The 18,673-nt window shown below is 69.5% G+C and carries 20 protein-coding genes; 12 read left to right on the top strand and 8 right to left on the bottom strand.

Annotated elements, in window-relative coordinates; translation table 11 throughout:
- Positions 1-2 precede the first annotated feature (2 nt).
- Genes hypE through ABEU20_RS04640 form a run of 4 tightly spaced genes read left to right on the top strand, consistent with a single transcriptional unit; the run spans position 3 to position 3,329 of the window.
- Complete coding sequence (gene hypE, locus ABEU20_RS04655; protein WP_420163233.1) at positions 3-1,100, top strand: hydrogenase expression/formation protein HypE; 1,098 nt, start codon at positions 3-5, stop codon at positions 1,098-1,100.
- Positions 1,101-1,118: 18 nt separating this feature from the next.
- Complete coding sequence (locus ABEU20_RS04650; protein ID WP_420163232.1) at positions 1,119-1,391, top strand: HypC/HybG/HupF family hydrogenase formation chaperone; 273 nt, start codon at positions 1,119-1,121, stop codon at positions 1,389-1,391.
- Positions 1,392-1,419: 28 nt separating this feature from the next.
- Entirely contained in the window at positions 1,420-2,550 is a 1,131-nt protein-coding gene (gene hypD, locus ABEU20_RS04645) for a hydrogenase formation protein HypD (RefSeq protein WP_420163231.1), read from the top strand.
- Positions 2,547-3,329, top strand: coding sequence for a DUF6390 family protein (locus ABEU20_RS04640; protein ID WP_420163230.1), 783 nt, complete (start codon positions 2,547-2,549; stop codon positions 3,327-3,329). The genes hypD and ABEU20_RS04640 overlap by 4 nt, the downstream gene beginning before the upstream one ends.
- Before the next feature lie 43 nt (positions 3,330-3,372).
- Here ABEU20_RS04640 and ABEU20_RS04635 read toward each other — a convergent pair whose 3' ends face one another.
- From ABEU20_RS04635 to ABEU20_RS04610, 6 genes are all read right to left on the bottom strand, one after another.
- Entirely contained in the window at positions 3,373-4,125 is a 753-nt protein-coding gene (locus ABEU20_RS04635; protein WP_420163229.1) for an energy-coupling factor ABC transporter ATP-binding protein, read from the bottom strand.
- 1 nt (position 4,126) lies between these two features.
- Positions 4,127-4,885 (bottom strand): cobalt ECF transporter T component CbiQ, encoded by a 759-nt coding sequence (cbiQ, locus tag ABEU20_RS04630; protein WP_420163228.1) that lies wholly within the window; start codon positions 4,883-4,885, stop codon positions 4,127-4,129.
- Position 4,886: 1 nt separating this feature from the next.
- Positions 4,887-5,237 (bottom strand): PDGLE domain-containing protein, encoded by a 351-nt coding sequence (locus tag ABEU20_RS04625; RefSeq protein ID WP_420163227.1) that lies wholly within the window; start codon positions 5,235-5,237, stop codon positions 4,887-4,889.
- Entirely contained in the window at positions 5,234-5,920 is a 687-nt protein-coding gene (locus ABEU20_RS04620; protein WP_420163898.1) for an energy-coupling factor ABC transporter permease, read from the bottom strand. The genes ABEU20_RS04625 and ABEU20_RS04620 overlap by 4 nt, the downstream gene beginning before the upstream one ends.
- Before the next feature lie 135 nt (positions 5,921-6,055).
- A complete protein-coding gene (locus ABEU20_RS04615) occupies positions 6,056-6,328 on the bottom strand; it encodes an ABC transporter permease (protein WP_420163226.1) in 273 nt (90 codons plus the stop codon).
- Positions 6,329-6,552: 224 nt separating this feature from the next.
- Positions 6,553-8,145: an ABC-F family ATP-binding cassette domain-containing protein gene (locus ABEU20_RS04610; RefSeq protein WP_420163225.1), complete on the bottom strand. Its 1,593-nt coding sequence runs from the start codon at positions 8,143-8,145 to the stop codon at positions 6,553-6,555.
- Between the two features lie 272 nt (positions 8,146-8,417).
- Between ABEU20_RS04610 and ABEU20_RS04605 the strand changes: the two genes are divergently transcribed.
- Positions 8,418-8,909 (top strand): beta-class carbonic anhydrase, encoded by a 492-nt coding sequence (locus ABEU20_RS04605; protein ID WP_420163224.1) that lies wholly within the window; start codon positions 8,418-8,420, stop codon positions 8,907-8,909.
- 7 nt (positions 8,910-8,916) lie between these two features.
- On the opposite strand, the gene ABEU20_RS04600 is transcribed toward ABEU20_RS04605, so the two are convergent.
- Positions 8,917-9,492 (bottom strand): hypothetical protein, encoded by a 576-nt coding sequence (locus ABEU20_RS04600; protein ID WP_420163223.1) that lies wholly within the window; start codon positions 9,490-9,492, stop codon positions 8,917-8,919.
- Positions 9,493-9,607: 115 nt separating this feature from the next.
- Here ABEU20_RS04600 and ABEU20_RS04595 point away from each other — a divergent pair, with 115 nt between their 5' ends.
- The 3 genes from ABEU20_RS04595 to ABEU20_RS04585 all read left to right on the top strand — a co-directional run bounded on the left by ABEU20_RS04595 (position 9,608) and on the right by ABEU20_RS04585 (position 13,816).
- Positions 9,608-11,344 (top strand): penicillin-binding transpeptidase domain-containing protein, encoded by a 1,737-nt coding sequence (locus ABEU20_RS04595; protein WP_420163222.1) that lies wholly within the window; start codon positions 9,608-9,610, stop codon positions 11,342-11,344.
- A gap of 133 nt (positions 11,345-11,477) precedes the next feature.
- Positions 11,478-13,160 carry an NTF2-like N-terminal transpeptidase domain-containing protein gene (locus ABEU20_RS04590; protein ID WP_420163221.1) on the top strand — a complete coding sequence of 561 codons (1,683 nt, stop codon included), beginning with the start codon at positions 11,478-11,480 and terminating at the stop codon, positions 13,158-13,160.
- 44 nt (positions 13,161-13,204) lie between these two features.
- The gene (locus ABEU20_RS04585; RefSeq protein ID WP_420163220.1) at positions 13,205-13,816 is read left to right on the top strand and encodes a TetR/AcrR family transcriptional regulator; all 612 of its coding nucleotides are present in this window, start codon (positions 13,205-13,207) and stop codon (positions 13,814-13,816) included.
- A 17-nt stretch (positions 13,817-13,833) separates the two neighbouring features.
- On the opposite strand, the gene ABEU20_RS04580 is transcribed toward ABEU20_RS04585, so the two are convergent.
- On the bottom strand, positions 13,834-14,892 hold the full coding sequence (locus ABEU20_RS04580; protein WP_420163219.1) for a M48 family metallopeptidase: 1,059 nt from the start codon (positions 14,890-14,892) through the stop codon (positions 13,834-13,836).
- A gap of 151 nt (positions 14,893-15,043) precedes the next feature.
- On the opposite strand from ABEU20_RS04580, the gene ABEU20_RS04575 reads away from it, so the two are divergent.
- From ABEU20_RS04575 to ABEU20_RS04560, 4 genes are read left to right on the top strand one after another with little or no spacing between them, the layout of a single operon-like run.
- Positions 15,044-16,258 (top strand): acyl-CoA dehydrogenase family protein, encoded by a 1,215-nt coding sequence (locus ABEU20_RS04575; protein WP_420163218.1) that lies wholly within the window; start codon positions 15,044-15,046, stop codon positions 16,256-16,258.
- A complete protein-coding gene (locus tag ABEU20_RS04570) occupies positions 16,255-17,283 on the top strand; it encodes a phosphotransferase family protein (RefSeq protein WP_420163217.1) in 1,029 nt (342 codons plus the stop codon). Before ABEU20_RS04575 ends, ABEU20_RS04570 begins: the two co-directional genes overlap by 4 nt.
- Positions 17,280-18,020 carry an SDR family NAD(P)-dependent oxidoreductase gene (locus ABEU20_RS04565; RefSeq protein ID WP_420163216.1) on the top strand — a complete coding sequence of 247 codons (741 nt, stop codon included), beginning with the start codon at positions 17,280-17,282 and terminating at the stop codon, positions 18,018-18,020. Before ABEU20_RS04570 ends, ABEU20_RS04565 begins: the two co-directional genes overlap by 4 nt.
- Positions 18,021-18,022: 2 nt before the next feature.
- Positions 18,023-18,622 (top strand): histidine phosphatase family protein, encoded by a 600-nt coding sequence (locus tag ABEU20_RS04560; RefSeq protein WP_420163215.1) that lies wholly within the window; start codon positions 18,023-18,025, stop codon positions 18,620-18,622.
- Positions 18,623-18,673 lie beyond the last annotated feature (51 nt).

Below are 18,673 nucleotides of genomic sequence, written 5' to 3'. Positions count from 1 at the left end.
CCATGACGACGGATCCGACGACGGCCGCCGACCGCGAGGACCGAGTCCTCGAACGCATCGCGTCCTTCCGGAAGCGCCGGCCGCGACTGCTCGACGAGGTGGTCACGCTCGCGCACGGTGCGGGCGGAAAGTCGTCCGCCGCACTGGTCGACGCCGTGTTCGTGGAGGCCCTGCGCAACCCCCAACTCGAGCAACTCGGCGACGCCGCGGCGCTGAGCCTGCCGGCGGGCGAGCGGATCGCGTTCTCCACGGACTCGTTCGTGGTGCAGCCGTTGCAGTTTCCCGGCGGGTCGATCGGCAACCTCGCGGTGCACGGCACCGTCAACGACCTCTCGGTCACCGGTGCCCGGCCCCTGTGGTTGTCGGCGGCGTTCGTCATCGAGGAGGGTTTCGAGATCGCGCTGCTGCGGGAGATCGTCGCCGACATCGCCGACTCGGCGGCGCAGGCGGGCGTCCACGTGGTCACCGGCGACACGAAGGTGGTCGGCAAGGGCGCGGCGGACGGGGTCTACATCTGCACCGCGGGCATCGGCGCGCTGCCGGTGACGATGCGACTGGGCCCCGAGTACGTGCAGGCGGGAGACCGGGTGCTGTTGTCGGGCACGATGGGCGAGCACGGCATGGCGGTGATGCTGGCGCGGGGCGAACTCGCGATCGAGGCCGACATCCGTTCCGACACAGCGCCGCTCAACGGACTGGTGCACGCGCTGCTGGACGGAGCGCCGTCAACGCGGTGGATGCGTGACGCCACCCGGGGCGGGGTCGGGACCGTGTGCAACGAGCTGGCGCAGTCCACCGGGCTCGCGGTGGTCCTCGACGAGGCGTCGCTGCCCGTGCTGCCGCAGGTGGCGGGGGCGTGCGACCTGCTCGGCATCGACCCGCTGTATGTCGCGAACGAGGGCAAGTTCGTCGCGATCGTGCCCGAACACGAGGCCGAGGCGGGTCTGGCCGCTTTGCGGGCTTCTCCGGGCGGCGAGAACGCCGCGATCGTCGGCGAGGTGCTCGCCGAACCCGAGGGCATCGTGGCCCTGCGAACCGCGTTCGGCGGCAGCCGGATCGTCGACATGCTCGTCGGCGACCCGCTGCCGCGGATCTGTTGAGCGAGGAAGGAGCCGGCCATGTGTCTGGGCATTCCGGGTCGGGTAGTGCAGATGGTGGACACCGAGCAATACCTGGCGAAGGTCGACGTGAACGGTGTCCAACGCACCATCAGCGTGCGTCTGCTCGCCGACGACGGGCTGAGCATCGGGGACTGGGTCCTCGTCCACGTGGGATTCGCGATGGCGAAGATCGACGAGGCAGAGGCCGCGCTGACACTCGATCAGGTGCAGAAGATGGGCGCCGACTACGTCAACGAGATAGACGCGTTCAACTCGTCGAGCATCAACTGAGCGAGCAGGTCACCGAGGAGGTTGCACCATGAAGTTCGTGGACGAATTCCGCGATCCGGCGGCCGCGCGGGCCCTGGTCCGCTCCATCACCGAACTCGCCGGCGACGACGAGTTCAAGTTCATGGAGGTGTGCGGCGGCCACACCCACACCATCTACCGGCACGGCATCGAGCACCTGCTGCCGCAGTCGGTGGAATTGGTGCACGGGCCCGGGTGCCCGGTGTGTGTCATCCCGATGGGCCGTGTCGACGACGCGATGTATCTCGCGGAGCAGCCCGACGTCGTCTTCACGACGTTCGGGGACATGATGCGTGTGCCCGGATCCCACGGAAATCTCATCGAGGCCAAGGCCCGTGGGGCGGACGTGCGGTTCGTGTACTCGCCGCTCGACGCGCTCAAGATCGCCGTCGACAACCCGGACAAGCAGGTGGTGTTCTTCGCGGTCGGCTTCGAGACCACCGCACCGTCCACCGCGGTGACGCTGGTGCGGGCGCGGCAACTGGGGGTCACCAACTTCAGCATCTTCTGCAACCACGTGACGATCGTGCCGCCCATCAAGGCGATCCTGGAATCGCCCGACCTGCGGCTGTCGGGCTTCCTCGGCCCCGGCCACGTGTCGACGGTGGTGGGGCTGCGGCCGTACCGCTTCGTACCGGAGGTGTACGGAAAACCGATGGTGGTGGCGGGTTTCGAACCACTCGACATCCTCGCATCGGTACACATGCTGCTGCAGCAGATCCGCGACGGCCGGTGCGAGGTGGAGAACCAGTACATCCGCGTGGTCCGGCCCGAGGGCAACACGCAGGCGCTGAAGCTGATGAGCGAGACGTTCGCGCTGCGACCCCATTTCGAATGGCGCGGGCTGGGGTTCATCTCGCAGAGTGCGCTGCGAATTCACCCCGACTATGCCGAGTTCGACGCCGAGGAGCGCTTCTCGATGCCGGGCGTGCGGGTCGCGGATCCCAAGGCCTGCCAGTGCGGCGAGGTGCTCAAGGGCGTGATCAAGCCGTGGGAGTGCAAGGTGTTCGGCACCGCCTGCACGCCGGAGACCCCGATCGGCACGTGCATGGTGTCGCCGGAGGGGGCGTGCGCGGCGTACTACAACTTCGGACGTCTGCACCGGGAGACGGCGCTGCTGGTGGGACGGAGACCGGAGTGACCACCGGGATCGACGCGGGACGGATGCTGTTCGCCCGGTACGCGTATGCGCCCAACTCACTCGGGTACTGCGGGCCGGCCGGGGCGGCGAGTCTCGAGTCGGCGGCGTGCGGAACAGACGGAGCCGCGTCCGACGTGGACGCGGCCGCGCGGCAGTTCAGCGGGGCGTGGCCGTACCAGGAACTGGTGGCCGAACTCGCGGGCATCGACGACCCACTCGACGAGCGGGTGGTCCGCAGCTACTGGACCGGCAACGAGCTGACCGCCGCCGTGGACCGGGAGCACTTCGGCCGGGAGTTGCTGTCCCGATTGGGGGCTCGTGCCGGCCACTACTGGAAATACCTCACCGACGATCTGCTGCCGGAGGCTGCGCCGACACACGCGTTCCACGTGTTCGGGGTGTACCCGTGGACGCGACTACTCGGTACGGGGATGCCGCAGCCGATGCAGGTGCTGGACTCGTGCCGAATCCGCAACGGGGTCGTCGTGAGTCTGACCCCGCACACCGCCACCGTGCGTTCGCGGGGACTGCAGTTCGACGGCCGGCGACTCGCCCTGGGCCCGCTCGAGGACCGGCCCGCCCGGCGCAGCGTCGGCGCGGGGTCCTTCGTCCCGGACCTGCGGATCGGGGACCGCGTGGCGGTGCACTGGGACCTGGTGTGCGACCGCCTCGACGCCGACCAGGCCGGAAGTCTCGAGTACTGGACCGACTGGCAACTGCAGCAGACCAATCCGCGGCTGGCGCGATCGCCGGCGTCGGCGGCCGGGATCGGGGAGTAGGAGGTCGAGCGCGCCCAGTGACGACGAGTCCGCAGAAGGTCCGTCAGAGCTCGGGAGCCGACGCCGGAAGCGAGAAGCCCCACGGCAGTTCCAACCGGTGTGCCGCCAGCAGGTCGCTGTCGCCGAGGATGCGCTCGATCCCGCCGTCCGCGACCACACGCCCGTCGTCGAGGATTACCGCCCGCCGGCACAGTTGCGCGGCGTACGGCAGGTCGTGGGTGACCAGCAGCAGTGTCGTATCGAGTCCCATGAGCACGTCGGCGAGTTCGCGCCGGGCGACAGGGTCGAGGTTGCTCGACGGCTCGTCGAGCACCAGCACGTCGGGTCGGCACGCGAGCACCGTTGCGAGAGCGACGCGGCGCCGCTGACCGCCCGAGAGATGGCCGGCGCTGCGCTGCGCGTGCTCGGCCATGTCGACCTGCGCGAGCGCCTCCGTCACGCGTTCTTCGAGCTGGTCGCCGCGCACCCCGAAGTTGGCGGGACCGAACGCGACGTCCTCGGCGACCGTCGGCATGAACAGCTGGTCGTCCGGGTCCTGGAACACCACCCCGACGCGGCGCCGGATCTCGCGCAGGTTCGCGCGGTCCACGGGGAGGCCACCGATCCGCACGGCCCCCGACGTCGCGGCCAGGACGCCGTTGAGTTGCAGTATCAGCGTGGTCTTGCCGGCGCCGTTGGGCCCCAGGATCGCGACCCGTTCACCGGTCGCGATCTCGAGGTCGACGCCGTCGAGCGCCCGGCGGCCGTCCGGGTACTCGAAGACGAGACCGTCGATTCGGATTGCGGGGGCGGCCATCTCACACCACCCAGGCAGTGACGGTGATCGCGACCGCACACAGGGCCGGGGCGAGGGCGAGGCCCCACTCCTGGCGGCGGGCCGGGGGAGCGTGCAGCGGCACCGTGCCGGTGAAGCCGCGCGAGAGCATCGCGAGGTGGACGCGTTCACCGCGTTCGTACGAGCGGAGGAAGACGCCTCCGACACCGCGCGCGGCAGCGCCCACTTGATGCAGGGTGCGGGGATCGTCGCCGCGGGAGACCCGTGCGATCCGCATCCGTTCGATCTCCCCGGCCAGCAGATTCACGTAGCGGAGCATGAGCGTCACGACGGTCACGACGATGCCCGGCAGGCGCAACCGCGACAGCCCGGCGGGAAGCGCGCGTACGGGGGTGGTCGCCGCGAGGGTCAGCGACACCAGCACACCCAGGGTGCCCTTGACAAGGATGTTCCACGCGGCCCACAGTCCCGGCTCGGACAGCGACAGCCCGAGGACCGTGACCCGGTCGCCGGCCTCCGCGAAGGGCAGAAGCACCGCGAGCACGACGAACGGGACCTCGATGAGCATGCGGGGAGCCAACCAGCGCGCCGTGATTCCCGCGCGCCGCCACACCACCACCAGGATCACGAGGTACGACCCGAACGCCCAGACCGCCTCTCGGGGTGTCGCCACCACCGCGAAGACACCGACGAAGGCGGCGAGGATCTTCACCTCGGCCGGCAGTCGGTGTACCGGCGAAGACCCCTCGAGGTAGAGCGGGTGGAGGTGTGAACCCGACACGTCACGGTTCCCGACGGCGACGGGCGAGCACGCGGAAGAGCAGTCCGGCCACCACGAAGACCGCGACGACGCCCAGCACGCCCGCCACCCCGGAGAGGGCCGAGTCGCCGCGAACCGAGTAGTCGGCCAGCGGTGACGACGACAGGTGATGATCCGTCGCGCCCCGCGCGATGCAGTCGCCGACCAGCTGTTCGGTGCCGTCGACCTCGACGACGTCGCAGCCGCGCTGCGTGGTCGAATCCAGGCCGTCCGGGCTGGAACTGGCGAAGTACGACAGGACACCGGCGATCAGCAGGGCCGCGATCGCGAAGCCGATCAGGAACCGGGACCGGGTGCGGGAGGTGGTCGTCACGGGGACATCGCCCCCGTCGTTCTCGTGCGGTCGGGCTCTGATCGCAGCAGGTACACCAGGTCGGGGCGGGTCCGCCCGACCGCGACCACCGTGAAGGCGGTGATGATGCCCTCGCCGACACCGATGAGCGCGTGGGTGCCGAACATGTAGGCGGCCACGGTGTGCAGCGAGGTGACCGCGTCGCCGCCGATCGCGTACTCCACGACGAACATCGACGCCGCGAGAACTGTTGCACACCAGGCGGAGAAGAAGGACAGAACACCGATACCGGCGTCGCCGCGCCTCACGAGCAGGCGACGCAGCGCGACGGCGACCGCGTAGCCGACCGCGGTGCCCACCAGCGCCATGTTGGTGATGTTGGCGCCGAGGGCGGTGAGGCCACCGTCGGCGAACAGCAGCGACTGGACGGTGAGGACGATCGCGATGCACAGCGCACCCGTGTACGGCCCCACCAGGATCGCTGCGAGTCCGCCGCCCAGCAGGTGTCCGCTCACACCCGGCAGGATCGGAAAGTTGATCATCTGGACCGCGAAGATGAACGCCGCCACCAGCCCGGCCATCGGGGCGGTGCGCTCGGTGAGTTCCGTTCGCGCCCGCCAGATCGCGACACCGATGCCGACGATCGCGACCGCCCAGAACAGCGCCGACGTCGGGGCATCGATGATGCCGTCGCTCATGTGCATCGCGACGATCTGGCTCTGCCCACCCGGGTCTTCGACAGCCACACTGCCCTCCTGCGGAGAGGGGTTCGGTGGTGTCGAGTTTATCGAGTCATGTGAACACCTGAACAGGCTTTCCGGAATAGTCCGGTTCGGGCGTCAGCGCGGTCGCAGCAGGACGCACGCGAGGGCGACCGGGACGACGGTCAGGAGCAGAATGCGGACGGCCTCACCCGCACGGACACCGATCGCCGCGGCCAGGATCGACGGACCGAGCGCGGCCAGCACGGAGCACAGGACCACCAGGACCCGCCGACGCCGAAGCTGCTCGGCGCGCGCCTGCGCGGCGATCGAACGGGCCTGCCACTGCGCGCGGATGTGATCCGTCGTATCGATGCTCGTGCGGTCGGTCGGGGTCTCGGTGGCGTTCACGGCATCTCCCTCTCGGCTCGGTCGCCCCCAGGTTACGGCCGATTTCGGCGCGCCCGGAGACCGTCGGTCGGGGGGCCGGAGGCGCAAGCAGCACAACCGGTTCGTTTGATGCCGGTGGTGCCGGTGTGGCGACGATCCGGGACGTTCGTCGCTAGCGCCGTCGATGCCCGCCGTGTTAGCCGCCGCGCGCGCCGTACGACATTCGTGGCGAATGTCATACGGCGTCAGGCGGCGACGAGCCCGTCCTCCGTCAGTTCGAGCCGCCGGGTGATGCCGATGTCCCGCAGGAACTGCCGATCGTGGCTCACGACGACCAGCGCGCCGCGGAACTCGTTCAGCGCCTGCACGAGATGGTCCAGCGACGGCAGATCGAGGTTGTTGGTCGGCTCGTCGAGCAGCAACAGCCGCGGCGGGGGTTCGGCTGTCAGCAGCAGCGCGAGCGCGGCGCGCAGTCGTTCGCCGCCGGACAACGTCGAGACGGGCGCGTCGGCCTCGGCTCCGCGGAACAGGAACCGGGCCAGGCTGCCCCGGATCCGTTCGGCGGACGCGTGCGGCGCCGCGGCCGCGACGTTCGCCGCCACCGACAGCTCCTCGTCGAAGACGTCCAGACGCTGCGGCAGGAAGCCGAACGGCACCCGGGTCCCGGCGCGCACGATCTCCTGCAGCGCCGTGGTCTTGCCGACGCCGTTGCCGCCCGCCAGCGCGATCCGCTCGGGTCCGGTCACCGTCAAGTCGAGACTCTGCCCGCTGCGCAGTCGAGCTCCTTCGAGCTCGATCACCTGCTGGCCCGGATGCACGGTCGTGTCCGGGAGGTCGATACGGATCTCCCGATCGTCACGCACCCGATCCTGCGCCTCGGAGAGGGTCCGCTTGGCATCGTCCAGCTTCTCGATGTGGTTGCCGCGCAACTTGCCCGCCGACTCCTGCGCGGCCCGTTTCCGCATGCCCATCACGATCTTGGGCTCGCGCTTGTTCTCGAACATCTTCTTCCCGTACCGGGCGCGACGATCCAGCTTGATCTGGGTGTCGACCAGTTCGCGGCCCTGCTTGCGGACATCGCTGCGCGCGTCGCGCACCGCGGCGCGCGCAGCCTGCTGCTCCGTCTCGATCACGTGCAGATAGTCGCCGAAGTTGCCGCCGAACAGTCGAATTCGACCGTCGCGGAGTTCGGCGATCGTGTCGACCGAATCGAGCAGATCACGGTCGTGGCTGACGAGCAGGACGGTGCCGGGAAACTGCCGGACCGCGGCGTCGAGCAGGGCACGGCTGGCGCCGTCGAGGTTGTTGGTCGGTTCGTCGAGCAGCAGAACGTCCGGCTCGCGCAGCAGTTGCGCGGTGAGACCGAGCAGCGTCGTCTCGCCTCCGGACAACTCGCCCACCGTGCGCTCCAGGTCGCGTACGTCGACGACGATGCGGTGCAGGCCCAGCCGGTGCAGGATCGACACCGCGCGCTCCTCGATGTCCCACGCGGAACCGACGATGTCGAAGTCGGCACCGGTGCCGGCGCCGGATTCGATGCGCGCCAACGCCTGCCGGACGTCCGCGATCCCGAGGATCGCGTCGACCCGCACGCCCGGATCGAGCGTCACGTCCTGCTGCAGGTAGCCGACGGTGCCGTGGACGGTGATCGATCCGCGGGCCGGCTGCAGGCGGCCGGCGATCAGCTCGAGCAGCGTGGACTTTCCGCAGCCGTTGAGGCCTACGAGCCCGGTGCGTCCCGCACCGAAGACGGCGTCCAGTCCGTCGAGGACAGGGGAGCCGTCGGGCCACGCGAAGGTGAGATCGGACAGGGTGACGGACGTGGAAGAATGTGCCATGAGAACTCCGAGAGGGGTGCGTACGAAGCGCAGGCGGGTGCCGGGGCACACGACGCGCAGGGCGCGAGATCACCTCTACAGGAGCAAGGGCCTGTCCTATCGATCGGAAACACGAACGTCGACCACGGTATGACCGGTTCAACCGTCGTGCAACCGCTTTATTTCCGCTCGGGGCGAGCGGAAGGGTTTCGTGGGCGCGCGGGCGCGACGATCATGGAGGGCGCGCGTGGGCATCCGAGGCCCCGCTCGACTCAGGAACCCGGGAGACGCCGATGACGGTCACCGACGAATACCTCGAGAACAACAAGCGCTACGCGGAGACGTTCACCGGCCCTCTACCGCTGCCGCCGAGCAAGCACGTCGCGGTGCTCGCGTGCATGGACGCCCGCCTGGACGTGTACCGGATCCTCGGACTCGGCGCCGGCGAGGCGCACGTCATCCGGAACGCCGGTGGGGTCGTCACCGACGACGAGATCCGCTCGCTCGCGATCAGCCAGCGACTCCTCGGCACGCGGGAGATCATCCTCATCCACCACACCGACTGCGGCATGCTCACGTTCACCGACGACGCCTTCAAGCGCGACATCCAGGACGAGGTCGGCATCAAGCCGAACTGGTCGGCGGAATCGTTCGCCGACCTCGACGAGGACGTCCGCCAGTCGCTGCGCCGGATCGAGACCAGCCCCTTCGTGACGCTCACGGAGTCGTTGCGCGGCTTCGTGTTCGACGTCGCCACGGGGCGCCTCGCCGAGGTCGCCCGCTGACGGTTCGTCAGAGCTGCGGGCCCTCCGATCTGAGGTCGTCGACCTTGCGCATCGCCTCGCGCAGTTCCGTGAGCCACTCCTCCGCGTGCTGGCCGGCGAGCTTGACCGTCCACGCGAGCGCGTCGGCCCGCGACCGCGCGACGCCGGCGTCGACGAGGGTGTCGAGCACCTTCCGCTCGGGTTGACGCAGTCGCGTCATCACCGGAACGGCCAGGTGCGTGAACAGGATTCGCCGATCGCCGATCGTGACGCCCCACGCGACCTTGCGCCCGTACCGGGCCTCGGCCTCGTCCGCGATCTGCATGCGCGCCGGCCGGGTGGACTCGCGGAACCGGGCGACGCGGCCCTCCTCCGCGGCCGCGGAGTTCTCCGTGTCCTCGCCGGGGAGTTCGCCGAACACGACGATCTCCTCACGGTCCACCTCCACCGTCGCGGGGCCGGTGAACCAGTCGTCGGGGAGCCGTCCGGCGAACCAGTCCGACGCGTCCGACGCGTCCGGGGCGTCGGCCTGCTGCCACCCGCCCGGCCTTCCGAATCTGCGGCCACCGGTTCCGAAACCGCCATGGCTGTGTGCCCTTCCCATGATCGTCCTCCTTCGAGCCGATCGGGTAGTGCGTACTGCACTGATTACATGATTACTCCGTTCCAGCGGCGCCGCCACCGTCCTCGAGGTCTGTTTCTCGGGCATCATCGGGACCATGTCTGTCACGCGACCCGGCCCCCGCACCACCGCGACCGTCCTGGCCGTGGCCTCCGCGCTCGTCCTGTCCGGATGTGGCGGCGGCGACCCGTCACCCGAACAGCGTTTCGCCGACGCGCTCGCGAGCGGAGACGTCCAGGCTGCCGCCGACCTGACGAGCGATCCCGCGGCAGCGTCGACGGCCATCACCGCGATGCTCGACGGGTTGAACGCGCAGGGGCGGTCCTTCACCGTCTCCGAGAACGGCGACGCGTTCACCCTCGCGGCCGACTGGAGTTTCGGCGACGGCAAGCAGTGGCAGTACAGCACGGAGGGCCGCGTCGACGGCGACGTGATCGCGTGGGATCCCGCGGTGCTCGTGCCCGGGCTCGACGCCGACTCCACCGTCCGGTTCACCCCGACGTCCGGAACACCCGCGAAGGTCGTCGCGGGCGACGGACAACCGATCATGACGCAGCAGGTGGTGACGCTCGTCAACGTGCAACCACCCGCGGACACTGCCGCGCTGGCCCGATTGCTCGCTCCGGTCGTTCCCACCGTCACCACCGAGTCCCTCGACGCGGAACTCGCGAAATCCGACGGCAAGCCGATCACCGCGATCACTCTGCGCGAACCGGACGTCGAGCCCATCCGGGACCGGCTCGCGGCGGTGCCCGGTGTGGACCTGGTGCAGCAGACCCGGCTGCTCACGGTGGACCGGGCGCTCTCGTCACCGGTGCTCGCCGACCTCGCGACCGTGTGGCAGGAGCAGCAGGACGCCTCCGCCGGGTGGGCCGTGCAGATGGTGACCGCGGACGGCACCACCAGTCGCCTCGCCGGTCAGGACGCGGCCCGGGTCCCGGACATCGACACCACCCTGGACCTGCGGCTGCAGACCAAGGCCGAAGAGGCGCTCGCGAGCGTGCCGCAGCCCGCCGCGATCGTCGCGTTGCGGCCGTCGACGGGCGCGGTACTGGCCGTCGCGCAGAACGCTCCCGCGGACGCGCAGGGTGCGGTCGCGCTCACCGGCCTCTACCCGCCGGGGTCGACGTTCAAGACCGTCACGACGTCGGCGGCCCTGCAGGCCGGGAAGGCCACCCCGGACACCGTGCTCCCGTGTCCCGGCACCGAGAACATCGAGGGCCGGCAGATCCCGAACGACGACAACTTCGATCTGGGTTCGGTGCCGTTGCACTCGGCATTCGCGCATTCGTGCAACACCACGATGGGGCGCCTCGCGGTGTCGCTGCCCCCGGACGCGTTGCAGCAGGCCGCGCTGCAGTTCGGTCTGGGCGTCGACTACATGACCCCGGGCCTGACGACCGTCACGGGGTCGGTACCGACCGCGGAGACCCCTGCCGAACGAGTCGAGTCCGCGATCGGCCAGGGCGCGGTGACCGCGTCGCCGTTCGGAATGGCACTCGTGGCGGCGTCCATCGCGAACGGTTCCACCCCGGCCCCGATGATGATCGCCGGGAAACCGGGCGTCGCCGACCGCACCGTGCCGCCGACATCCGCCGAGGTCGACGCCGCACTGCGATCGATGATGCGCGAGACGGTAACGGACGGGACGGCGAGGACACTCGCCGATCTGCCGAACCTCGAGGGCAAGACCGGGACCGCGGAGTACGGTGATGGCACACGCCCACACGGTTGGTTCGTGGGCATGGATGGAGACCTCGCTTTCGCGGTTTTCGTTGCGGGAGCGGATAGTTCGGGTCCCGCGCTGGAAGCTGCCGGTCGGTTCCTCCGGTAGTCCCGCGGTGCTCCCCGAACCGGGGCACGGAATAACGAGAAGATATCGGCAGCCAGCGCCAGTGGCGCAATCGTGACCGCTTCGTACGCGATCCGTGCTTGTTGCTGATGTGACAATCGGGAGGATTGTGACCATGGGTTTCCGTGCCTCGCCCCGCGTCCGGCGTAGCTGTGCGCTTGCCCTGCCGCTCGGCCTCGTCGCCGTCCTGGCCGTCGCACTCGTGTCCTGTGTGGGAGACAAGTCCGATGCGAGCGCGCAGTCGGTCGTCACAGGATTCGTCCGCGCCCTCAACGACCGTGACGCGGAGGCCGCCGCCGAGCTCACGTCGTATCCCAACGCTGCCGAAGAGTCCATCCAGCAGATGTTCGACGGGCTCGACGCGAAGGAATCGACGTGGACCCTCGCGCAGTTCATGGAGCTCAACGGCGATTCGGGCTTCTTCACCGTGGATGCGGCCTGGAACTTCGGCGAGGGCAAGGACTGGAGCTACTTCGTCGACGGGGGCGTCAAGAAGCTGGCCGTGGGCTGGCGCATCTCGTGGGACCCCACGCTGCTCGCGCCGGCGCTCGGCCACGGACGCTCCGTCTACTACGACCGCACCGACGCCGCCCCACCCCGAGTGCTCGACGGCGCCGGTAACCCCTTGATGGCGGAACAGACGATCAACGCGATCACCCTGGACCCGGCGTCGATGCCCGACCCCGTCGCCACCACCGATCGGCTCGCGAAGGCGCTCGAGCCCGTTGCTCCACTCGTTACCGGGGACTCGATGCGACAGGACATGGCTGCCAAGCCCGGACAGCGAATCGTTGCAGTGCTGTTGCGCGATCAGGACTTCCAGTACCTGGAGAAGGATCTCACCGGAATCCCCGGTGTGATCGTGGACAAGCAGCCCAAACTCATAACGACGGATCGCCGCATCGTCACACCCCTGCTCGACCCGCTCCGCAAGGTGTGGCAGCTGAATCGGGACGCCACCGCCGGCTGGGCGGTCAACGTCGTCGATCCCGACGGCGCCGTGCAGCAGCAGGTGGGGTACCAGGGCCCGCCCGGGCCCGACATCAAGGCCACCCTCGACTCGCAGCTGCAACTGGCCGCCGAGAACGCCGTCGTGAGCGTCGGCACGCCGTCGGTGATCGTCGCGGTTCGGCCGTCCACCGGTGCCGTTGTCGCTGCGGCGCAGAACAATCAGGCGATCGAACAGGGTCCCATCGCCTTCACCGGGTTGTACCCGGCGGGGGACTCCCTGGACCTCGTCCGCACCGCAGCCGCGGCCCAGGCCGGCGTCGATCCGAAGGACGTGAGCGACGACGACCTCGAGCGGGCCGGCAGACAACTCGGCGTCGGACTCGACTACGAGATGCCCGGACTGGATCCCGAGACGGCCGTGCTGACCGCCTCGCAATCCAACGTCGACCAGGTGATGAAGTCGAGGAACGGATCCGAGCAGAAGGTGAGCCCGTTCGGGCTCGCGATGATCGCCGCATCCGTCGCCCGCGGCAGCGCCCCGCTGCCGATGATCGTCGAGGGACAGCAGGCCACCGCTAAGAACACCGAGAACGCGCTGCCGTCCGCGGTCACCGACGGGCTGCGCAACACGATGCGCGACAACGTCCAGAAGGGATCGGCGTCCTTCCTGAAGGGGTACCCGGACCTCATGGGCGTCGCGTCCGGCAACGACTCCGACCGGTGGTTCTTCGGATCGCGCGGCGACCTGGCCTTCGCGGTCTTCGTCGCGGACGCCGACGGCGGCGACCGGGCGGTCAAGATGACCGACCTGCTGCTGCGGGAGATGGCCAAGCCGCCGGCGAAGTGACCGGTGTGGCGGGGCCGTGATGCCGGCTGGCTTACGGTGGGGGCATGACAACCGACCAGGTACCCGGCTCGTGGCGGCACTACGACGACGCGGCGCTGTCCACACCGTTGGCCGCGGCGCTCGACCTGTTCGCCGAACGCGGCTACGAGGGCGCATCGATTCGCGAGATCGCCGCGCGCGCAGGGCTGTCGGTACCCGGGCTCTACCACCACTACCCGTCGAAGCAGGCCCTGCTGATCGGGCTGACCCGGGTGGTCATGGCCGACCTGCTCGCGCGGAGCCGCCGGGCGCTCGACGAGGCCGGACCGACTCCGCGTGAACAGTTCGACGCCGTCGTCGAGTCGCTGCTCCGATTCCACATGGTCCGCCGGGAGCAGGCGTTCGTCGCATCCACCGAGATGCGCAGCATGGAGCCCGACGCCCGCGACGAGTATGTGGCGCTGCGCGACGAACAGCAGCGGATGCTCGACGACGTCGTGCGGGAAGGGGTGCGGGCGGGTGATTTCCGCACGCCCTACCCGGAGGACGCCAGCCGGGCCGTCACCACGATGTGTGTCGCCGTCGCGAGTTGGTACCGGCCCGACGGGCCCTTGAGTCCCGATGAGCTGGTCGAGCGGTACCTCGCGATTGCCCGGGGGGCGGTCGGCGCGGTGTGACGCGATCCGCGACTGTCTCAGTCGCCGGAGTTCCTCCGCCAGTGTGAGAAGCGCTCCTTGATGTCCGCAGCGACCTCGCCGACGCCGTGCCCGACGGCGCCGACGGCGTCGCCCAGTCCGCTACCGACGTCACGCAGCACGCGGATCAGCGGGTCGTCCGACTGGTCGAAGTTCTGCTTGTAGGTCTTGGCGGCGTTACGGAACTCGTCGCGGATTCGGGCGTCCTCGTCCGCGGACCGGTGCGGATACTCGCCCCGGAGAACCCGCGCGTAATCGCCACTGTCCACCCAGCGCTTCAGTTCGGCGGCACGGAGCACCGAGAACGGGTGGGAGAGCAGTTCGATGTTGAGGAGTTTGAGAACTCCGTCCCGAAGATCGCCGCTCGCGTCGTACTCGGCGGCCTGCGCCAGGAAGGCGTCCGGGTCGATCTCGCTGACCCGCGAGCCGCCGGCCAGCTTCATCTGGACCCGCAGCGCGGTATGCACGTCCTGGCTGCAGAGCAGTCCTGCCCGGTCGCCCGAGAGTTCCGATTTGCGTTGCCATTCCATGAGACCCGCGATGATCGCGCGCAGTGCCCAGCCGCCGACCGGCACCCACCCGATCGTGCCGGCGAGACGCATGAGGTGCAGCAGGATCGTGCGGTACACCGCGTGCCCGGAGAGAGCGTGGCCCAGTTCGTGGCCGATGACGAAGCGCTGCTCCTCGTAGTTCATCACGTCGAGCAGCCCGGTGGTGACCACGATGAACGGCTTGTCCATGCCGATCGTGAACGAGTTCACGGCGGGCGACTGGAAGACGAACAGCTCCGGCGTCTCGTCCGCGCCGAGGATCTCGACGCAGTCGCGTAGCAGGTCGTCGAGATCCGGGAACTGGCGCTCGTCGACGCGGATCGATGTGGCGAGGTACATGAGGCGGTGCTGACGCTCCCGCAGCAGGCCCGACAGGGTTCGCAGAATCGTGTCGAACCCCTTCAGTGTGCGGAGCGTGACGAGCGCCGCGCGGTCTGCGGGGTGTTCCCAGGCCCGTGAGCTGATGCCGGGGAATTCGATTCTGGTGCGATCCGGACTTGTGGTCATCGTCCCTCCCTAGTCGATGGCTGCTCCCAGGTTAGCGACTGGTTGGTTTGTCCCTTCGATCTGGTCGAAGGCTTGACTGCGAAGCCCGCGGCGTGACACGGTGACCAGACCGAGCGATCGATCGGTCGGTGGGATGTGAGGAGGCCCAGTCATGGCGGTGGACCTGTCGTATTCGCCCGAGGTGAAGAGCCTCGTCGAACGAACGCGGGATTTCGTGCGGGAGGTGGTCCTGCCGATCGAGGATGCGCACGGCGGTGATATCGCCGCGGCCGGCGGCGACGCGATCCGCGTCGAGATGCAGGCGGAGGCGAAGGGGCGCGGTCTGCTGGCGCCGCACGCACCGGTGGAGTTCGGTGGCCTGGGCCTGGACATGGGTGATCGGTCCTCGGTGTTCGAAGCGGCCGGGTATTCGCTGTTCGGGCCGACGGCGTTGAACATCGCGGCGCCGGACGAGGGCAATGTGCACCTGCTCGCGCACGTCGCGAGCGCGGCGCAGAAAGAGGAGTTCCTCGGCCCGCTCGCTCGCGGCGAGGTGCGGTCGGCGTTCGCGATGACGGAGCCGGCGCCGGGCGCCGGCTCGGATCCGTCGGCGCTCACCACGCGGGCGGAGAAGGCGCCCGGCGGTTGGAAGATCAACGGCCACAAGTGGTTCATCACCGGCGCGGACGGTGCCGGGTTCTTCATCATCATGGCGCGCACGTCCGGGGCGCCGGGTGACCGCGGCGGAGCGACGATGTTCCTGGCACCCGCGTCGGCGCCCGGAATTCGGGTGGGCCGACACATCGAGACCCTCGACCGGGCGATGATCGGCGGCCACTGCGAGGTGTTCTTCGACGACCTGTTCGTGCCGGACGATGCGGTCCTCGGTGCGGTCGACGAAGGTTTCGCGTATGCGCAGGTGCGCCTCGGCCCCGCCCGCATGACGCACGTGATGCGCTGGCTCGGTGCGGCCTGCCGCGGTCATGACGTCGCGGTCGACTACGTCGCGCGACGCGACGGGTTCGGGTCCCGACTCGGCGATCTCGGGATGGTGCAGCAGATGATCGCGGACAACGAGATCGACATCGCCGCGACACGGGCGCTGCTCACGCACGCGTGCTTCGAACTCGATCAGGGCGAGAGCGGCTCGGATTCGACGTCGATCGCGAAGACGTTCGGGGCGGAGGCGGTGTTCCGGATCGTGGACCGGTCGATCCAGATGTGTGGCGGCATGGGGGTCTCGGGGGATCTGCCGCTGGCCCGGTTGTCGCGGGAGGTGCGTGCGTTCCGGGTGTACGACGGCCCGTCGGAGGTGCACCGGTGGGCGCTTGCCAAGCGGGTCGTGGGCAAGGCGAAGCGGGCGGCGCGTGAGGAGGGGCGGCCGTGACCGATACGCAGTTGGAGGGTCTTGATCTGGTTGCGCTGCAGCGGTTTCTCGGCGACAGCGGTATCGCTGTCGGGGGCGATCTGCAGGCACGGCTGATCTCAGGCGGTAAGTCGAACCTCACCTTCGAGGTGTCCGACGGCGTCTCTCGCTGGGTGCTGCGGCGGCCGCCGACGGCGGGCCTCACGCCGTCGGCGCACGATGTGGCCCGCGAGTTCCGGGTGTGTGCGGCGTTGCAGGACTCGGCCGTGCCGGTCGCGCCGACGGTGGTGTTGTGCGAGGACGAGTCGGTGCTGGGTGCGCCGTTCGCGATGACCGGATTCGTCGACGGACAGGTGATCCGCACCGTCGACGACCTCGAGGCACTGTCGGGTGTACAGGTCGACGCGTGTGTGCGGGAGTTGGTGCGGGTGCTGGCCGCGCTGCACGCCGTGGACCACCGTGCGGTGGGGCTCGAGGGGTTCGGGCGGCCGGACGGGTTCCTGTCGCGGCAGGTGGCGTTGTGGGCGCGGCAGTGGGAGCGGGTGAAGACCCGCGAGTTGCCGGACCTCGACCGTTTGCACGGGCTGTTGCGGGATGCGGTGCCGGCCGGGTCGCGGACGGCGATCGTGCACGGCGACTACCGGATCGACAACACTCTCGTCGCCGCCGACGACCCGGGTCGTGTGGTGGCGGTGGTGGACTGGGAGCTGTCGACGCTCGGTGACCCGCTCGCCGATCTGGCGCAGATGTGTGTGTACCGGCACCCGGCGTTGGATGTGATCCTGGGTGAGCCGGCGGCGTGGACGAGTCCGCGGTTGCCGTCGGCGGATGCGATCGCGCAGATGTACTCGGCGGCAACGGGAACGGCCCTGGATCGGTGGGGTTTCTACCTGGGGTTGGCGAACTTCAAGCTCGCGGTGATCGCCGAGGGCATCACGCACCGGCATCTGGCCGGGGCCACCACGGGGGAGGGATTCGCGCACGCCTGTGAGGCGGTGCCCCCACTCGTCGCGGCCGGGCTCGCCGCACTGGAGGAACACCGATGACGGGTAGCAGTGCACTGGTCACCGGAGCGTCGCGCGGTATCGGACTGGGCATCGCGAAACGACTTGCGGCGCAAGGCTACGGGCTCACCGTCACCGCGCGCGACGCGTCCCGGCTCGCTGCGGTCGCCGACGACCTGCGGGCCGCCGGCGCGTCCGACGTCGTCACGATCGCGGCCGACATGGCCGATCCCGATGCGGCCCAGGCGCTCGCCGGTGCGCACGAGGACCGGTTCGGGTCGATGCGTGCGCTCGTCCTCAACGCCGGGGTGGGCACCGCCGGACCGATCGCCGAGTACCCCATGAAGCGGTTCGAGAAGACCGTCGCGGTGAACCTCACGGCACCGTTCACACTGCTCCAGCGTGCGCTGCCGCTGCTCCGCAAGGGCGCCGCGGAGAACCCGGATCGGGGTGCGAAAGTGGTTGCGGTGTCCTCGATCACCGGTGTCTACGCCGAGGCGAACCTCGCGGTGTACGGGGCGACCAAGGCGGCGCTGCTCTCGCTCGTCGAGACGCTCAACGCCGAGGAGTCCGGCAACGGTGTCGCCGGGACCGCGATCGCGCCGGCCTACGTCGACACCGACATGTCCGAGTGGACCAAGGACCTCATTCCCGCCGACACGATGTTGACCGTGAACGACGTCGTCGAACTCGTCGACGCGGTGCTGCGGCTGTCGAACCGGGCGGTGCTGTCGAAGATGGTGCTCACCCGGGCCGGTGCGTCCGGCTACGGGGCCTGACCGTGCAGTTGGTGCTCGTCCGGCACGCGCTGCCGGAGCGCGTCGCGGTCGCCGAGGGCCGCGCCGACCCGGGTCTGACCGAGCTGGGACACCGCCAGGCCCGGCGGCTGCCGTCCGCGTTGACCGACGTCACGGTCGCGCGGGTGGTGGCCAGCTCGCAGCGGCGGGCGATCGAGACGGCGGGCCCACTCGTCGAGTCACTGGGGGCGCGGCCGGTGATCGACGAGCGGCTCGCCGAGTACGACGCCGACCAGGGCTACTACATCCCCATCCACGAGGCGCGCGAACGGATGCCCGAGGCATTCGAACGCATCCGGGCCGGGCTGCTGCCGGACTTCGTCGACGAGGGCGCCTTCCGCCGCCGGGTCCTGGAGGCGATCGACGCGGTCGTCGGGCAGTCGAGTCACGCGGACACCGTCGTGATCGTCGCGCACGGCGGGGTGATCAACGTCGTGCTGCAGGACCTCCTCGAACTGCCGCGGCCCCTGACCTTCCCGATCGACTACGTGTCGATCAGCCGGGTACTGGTCTCGCGCAACGGCACCCGACGGGTGGCATCGGTGAACGAGACCGCCCACGTCCGGGACCTGCTCGTGCGCTGACCCACCCCCCGCGTTTTGCGCACTTATCGCGGTTTCGGGGCGCGATCCGGC

Origin of the sequence: Rhodococcus parequi (assembly GCF_046042785.1) — a bacterium.
Classification (GTDB): domain Bacteria; phylum Actinomycetota; class Actinomycetes; order Mycobacteriales; family Mycobacteriaceae; genus Prescottella; species Prescottella parequi.
This window is presented reverse-complemented; position numbering and strand designations above follow the sequence as displayed.

Excerpts from the sequence above, each read along its gene's own strand:
- ABEU20_RS04595 (WP_420163222.1), top strand. The coding sequence starts at position 9,608 with ATGTCTGTCACGCGACCCGGCCCCCGCACCACCGCGACCGTCCTGGCC.
- ABEU20_RS04600 (WP_420163223.1), bottom strand. The coding sequence starts at position 9,492 with ATGGGAAGGGCACACAGCCATGGCGGTTTCGGAACCGGTGGCCGCAGA.
- ABEU20_RS04635 (WP_420163229.1), bottom strand. The coding sequence starts at position 4,125 with ATGGCCGCCCCCGCAATCCGAATCGACGGTCTCGTCTTCGAGTACCCG.
- hypD (WP_420163231.1), top strand. The coding sequence starts at position 1,420 with ATGAAGTTCGTGGACGAATTCCGCGATCCGGCGGCCGCGCGGGCCCTG.
- hypE (WP_420163233.1), top strand. The coding sequence starts at position 3 with ATGACGACGGATCCGACGACGGCCGCCGACCGCGAGGACCGAGTCCTC.
- ABEU20_RS04565 (WP_420163216.1), top strand. The coding sequence starts at position 17,280 with ATGACGGGTAGCAGTGCACTGGTCACCGGAGCGTCGCGCGGTATCGGA.
- ABEU20_RS04585 (WP_420163220.1), top strand. The coding sequence starts at position 13,205 with ATGACAACCGACCAGGTACCCGGCTCGTGGCGGCACTACGACGACGCG.
- ABEU20_RS04605 (WP_420163224.1), top strand. The coding sequence starts at position 8,418 with ATGACGGTCACCGACGAATACCTCGAGAACAACAAGCGCTACGCGGAG.
- ABEU20_RS04620 (WP_420163898.1), bottom strand. The coding sequence starts at position 5,920 with ATGCACATGAGCGACGGCATCATCGATGCCCCGACGTCGGCGCTGTTC.
- ABEU20_RS04650 (WP_420163232.1), top strand. The coding sequence starts at position 1,119 with ATGTGTCTGGGCATTCCGGGTCGGGTAGTGCAGATGGTGGACACCGAG.
- ABEU20_RS04590 (WP_420163221.1), top strand. The coding sequence starts at position 11,478 with ATGGGTTTCCGTGCCTCGCCCCGCGTCCGGCGTAGCTGTGCGCTTGCC.
- ABEU20_RS04610 (WP_420163225.1), bottom strand. The coding sequence starts at position 8,145 with ATGGCACATTCTTCCACGTCCGTCACCCTGTCCGATCTCACCTTCGCG.
- ABEU20_RS04575 (WP_420163218.1), top strand. The coding sequence starts at position 15,044 with ATGGCGGTGGACCTGTCGTATTCGCCCGAGGTGAAGAGCCTCGTCGAA.
- ABEU20_RS04580 (WP_420163219.1), bottom strand. The coding sequence starts at position 14,892 with ATGACCACAAGTCCGGATCGCACCAGAATCGAATTCCCCGGCATCAGC.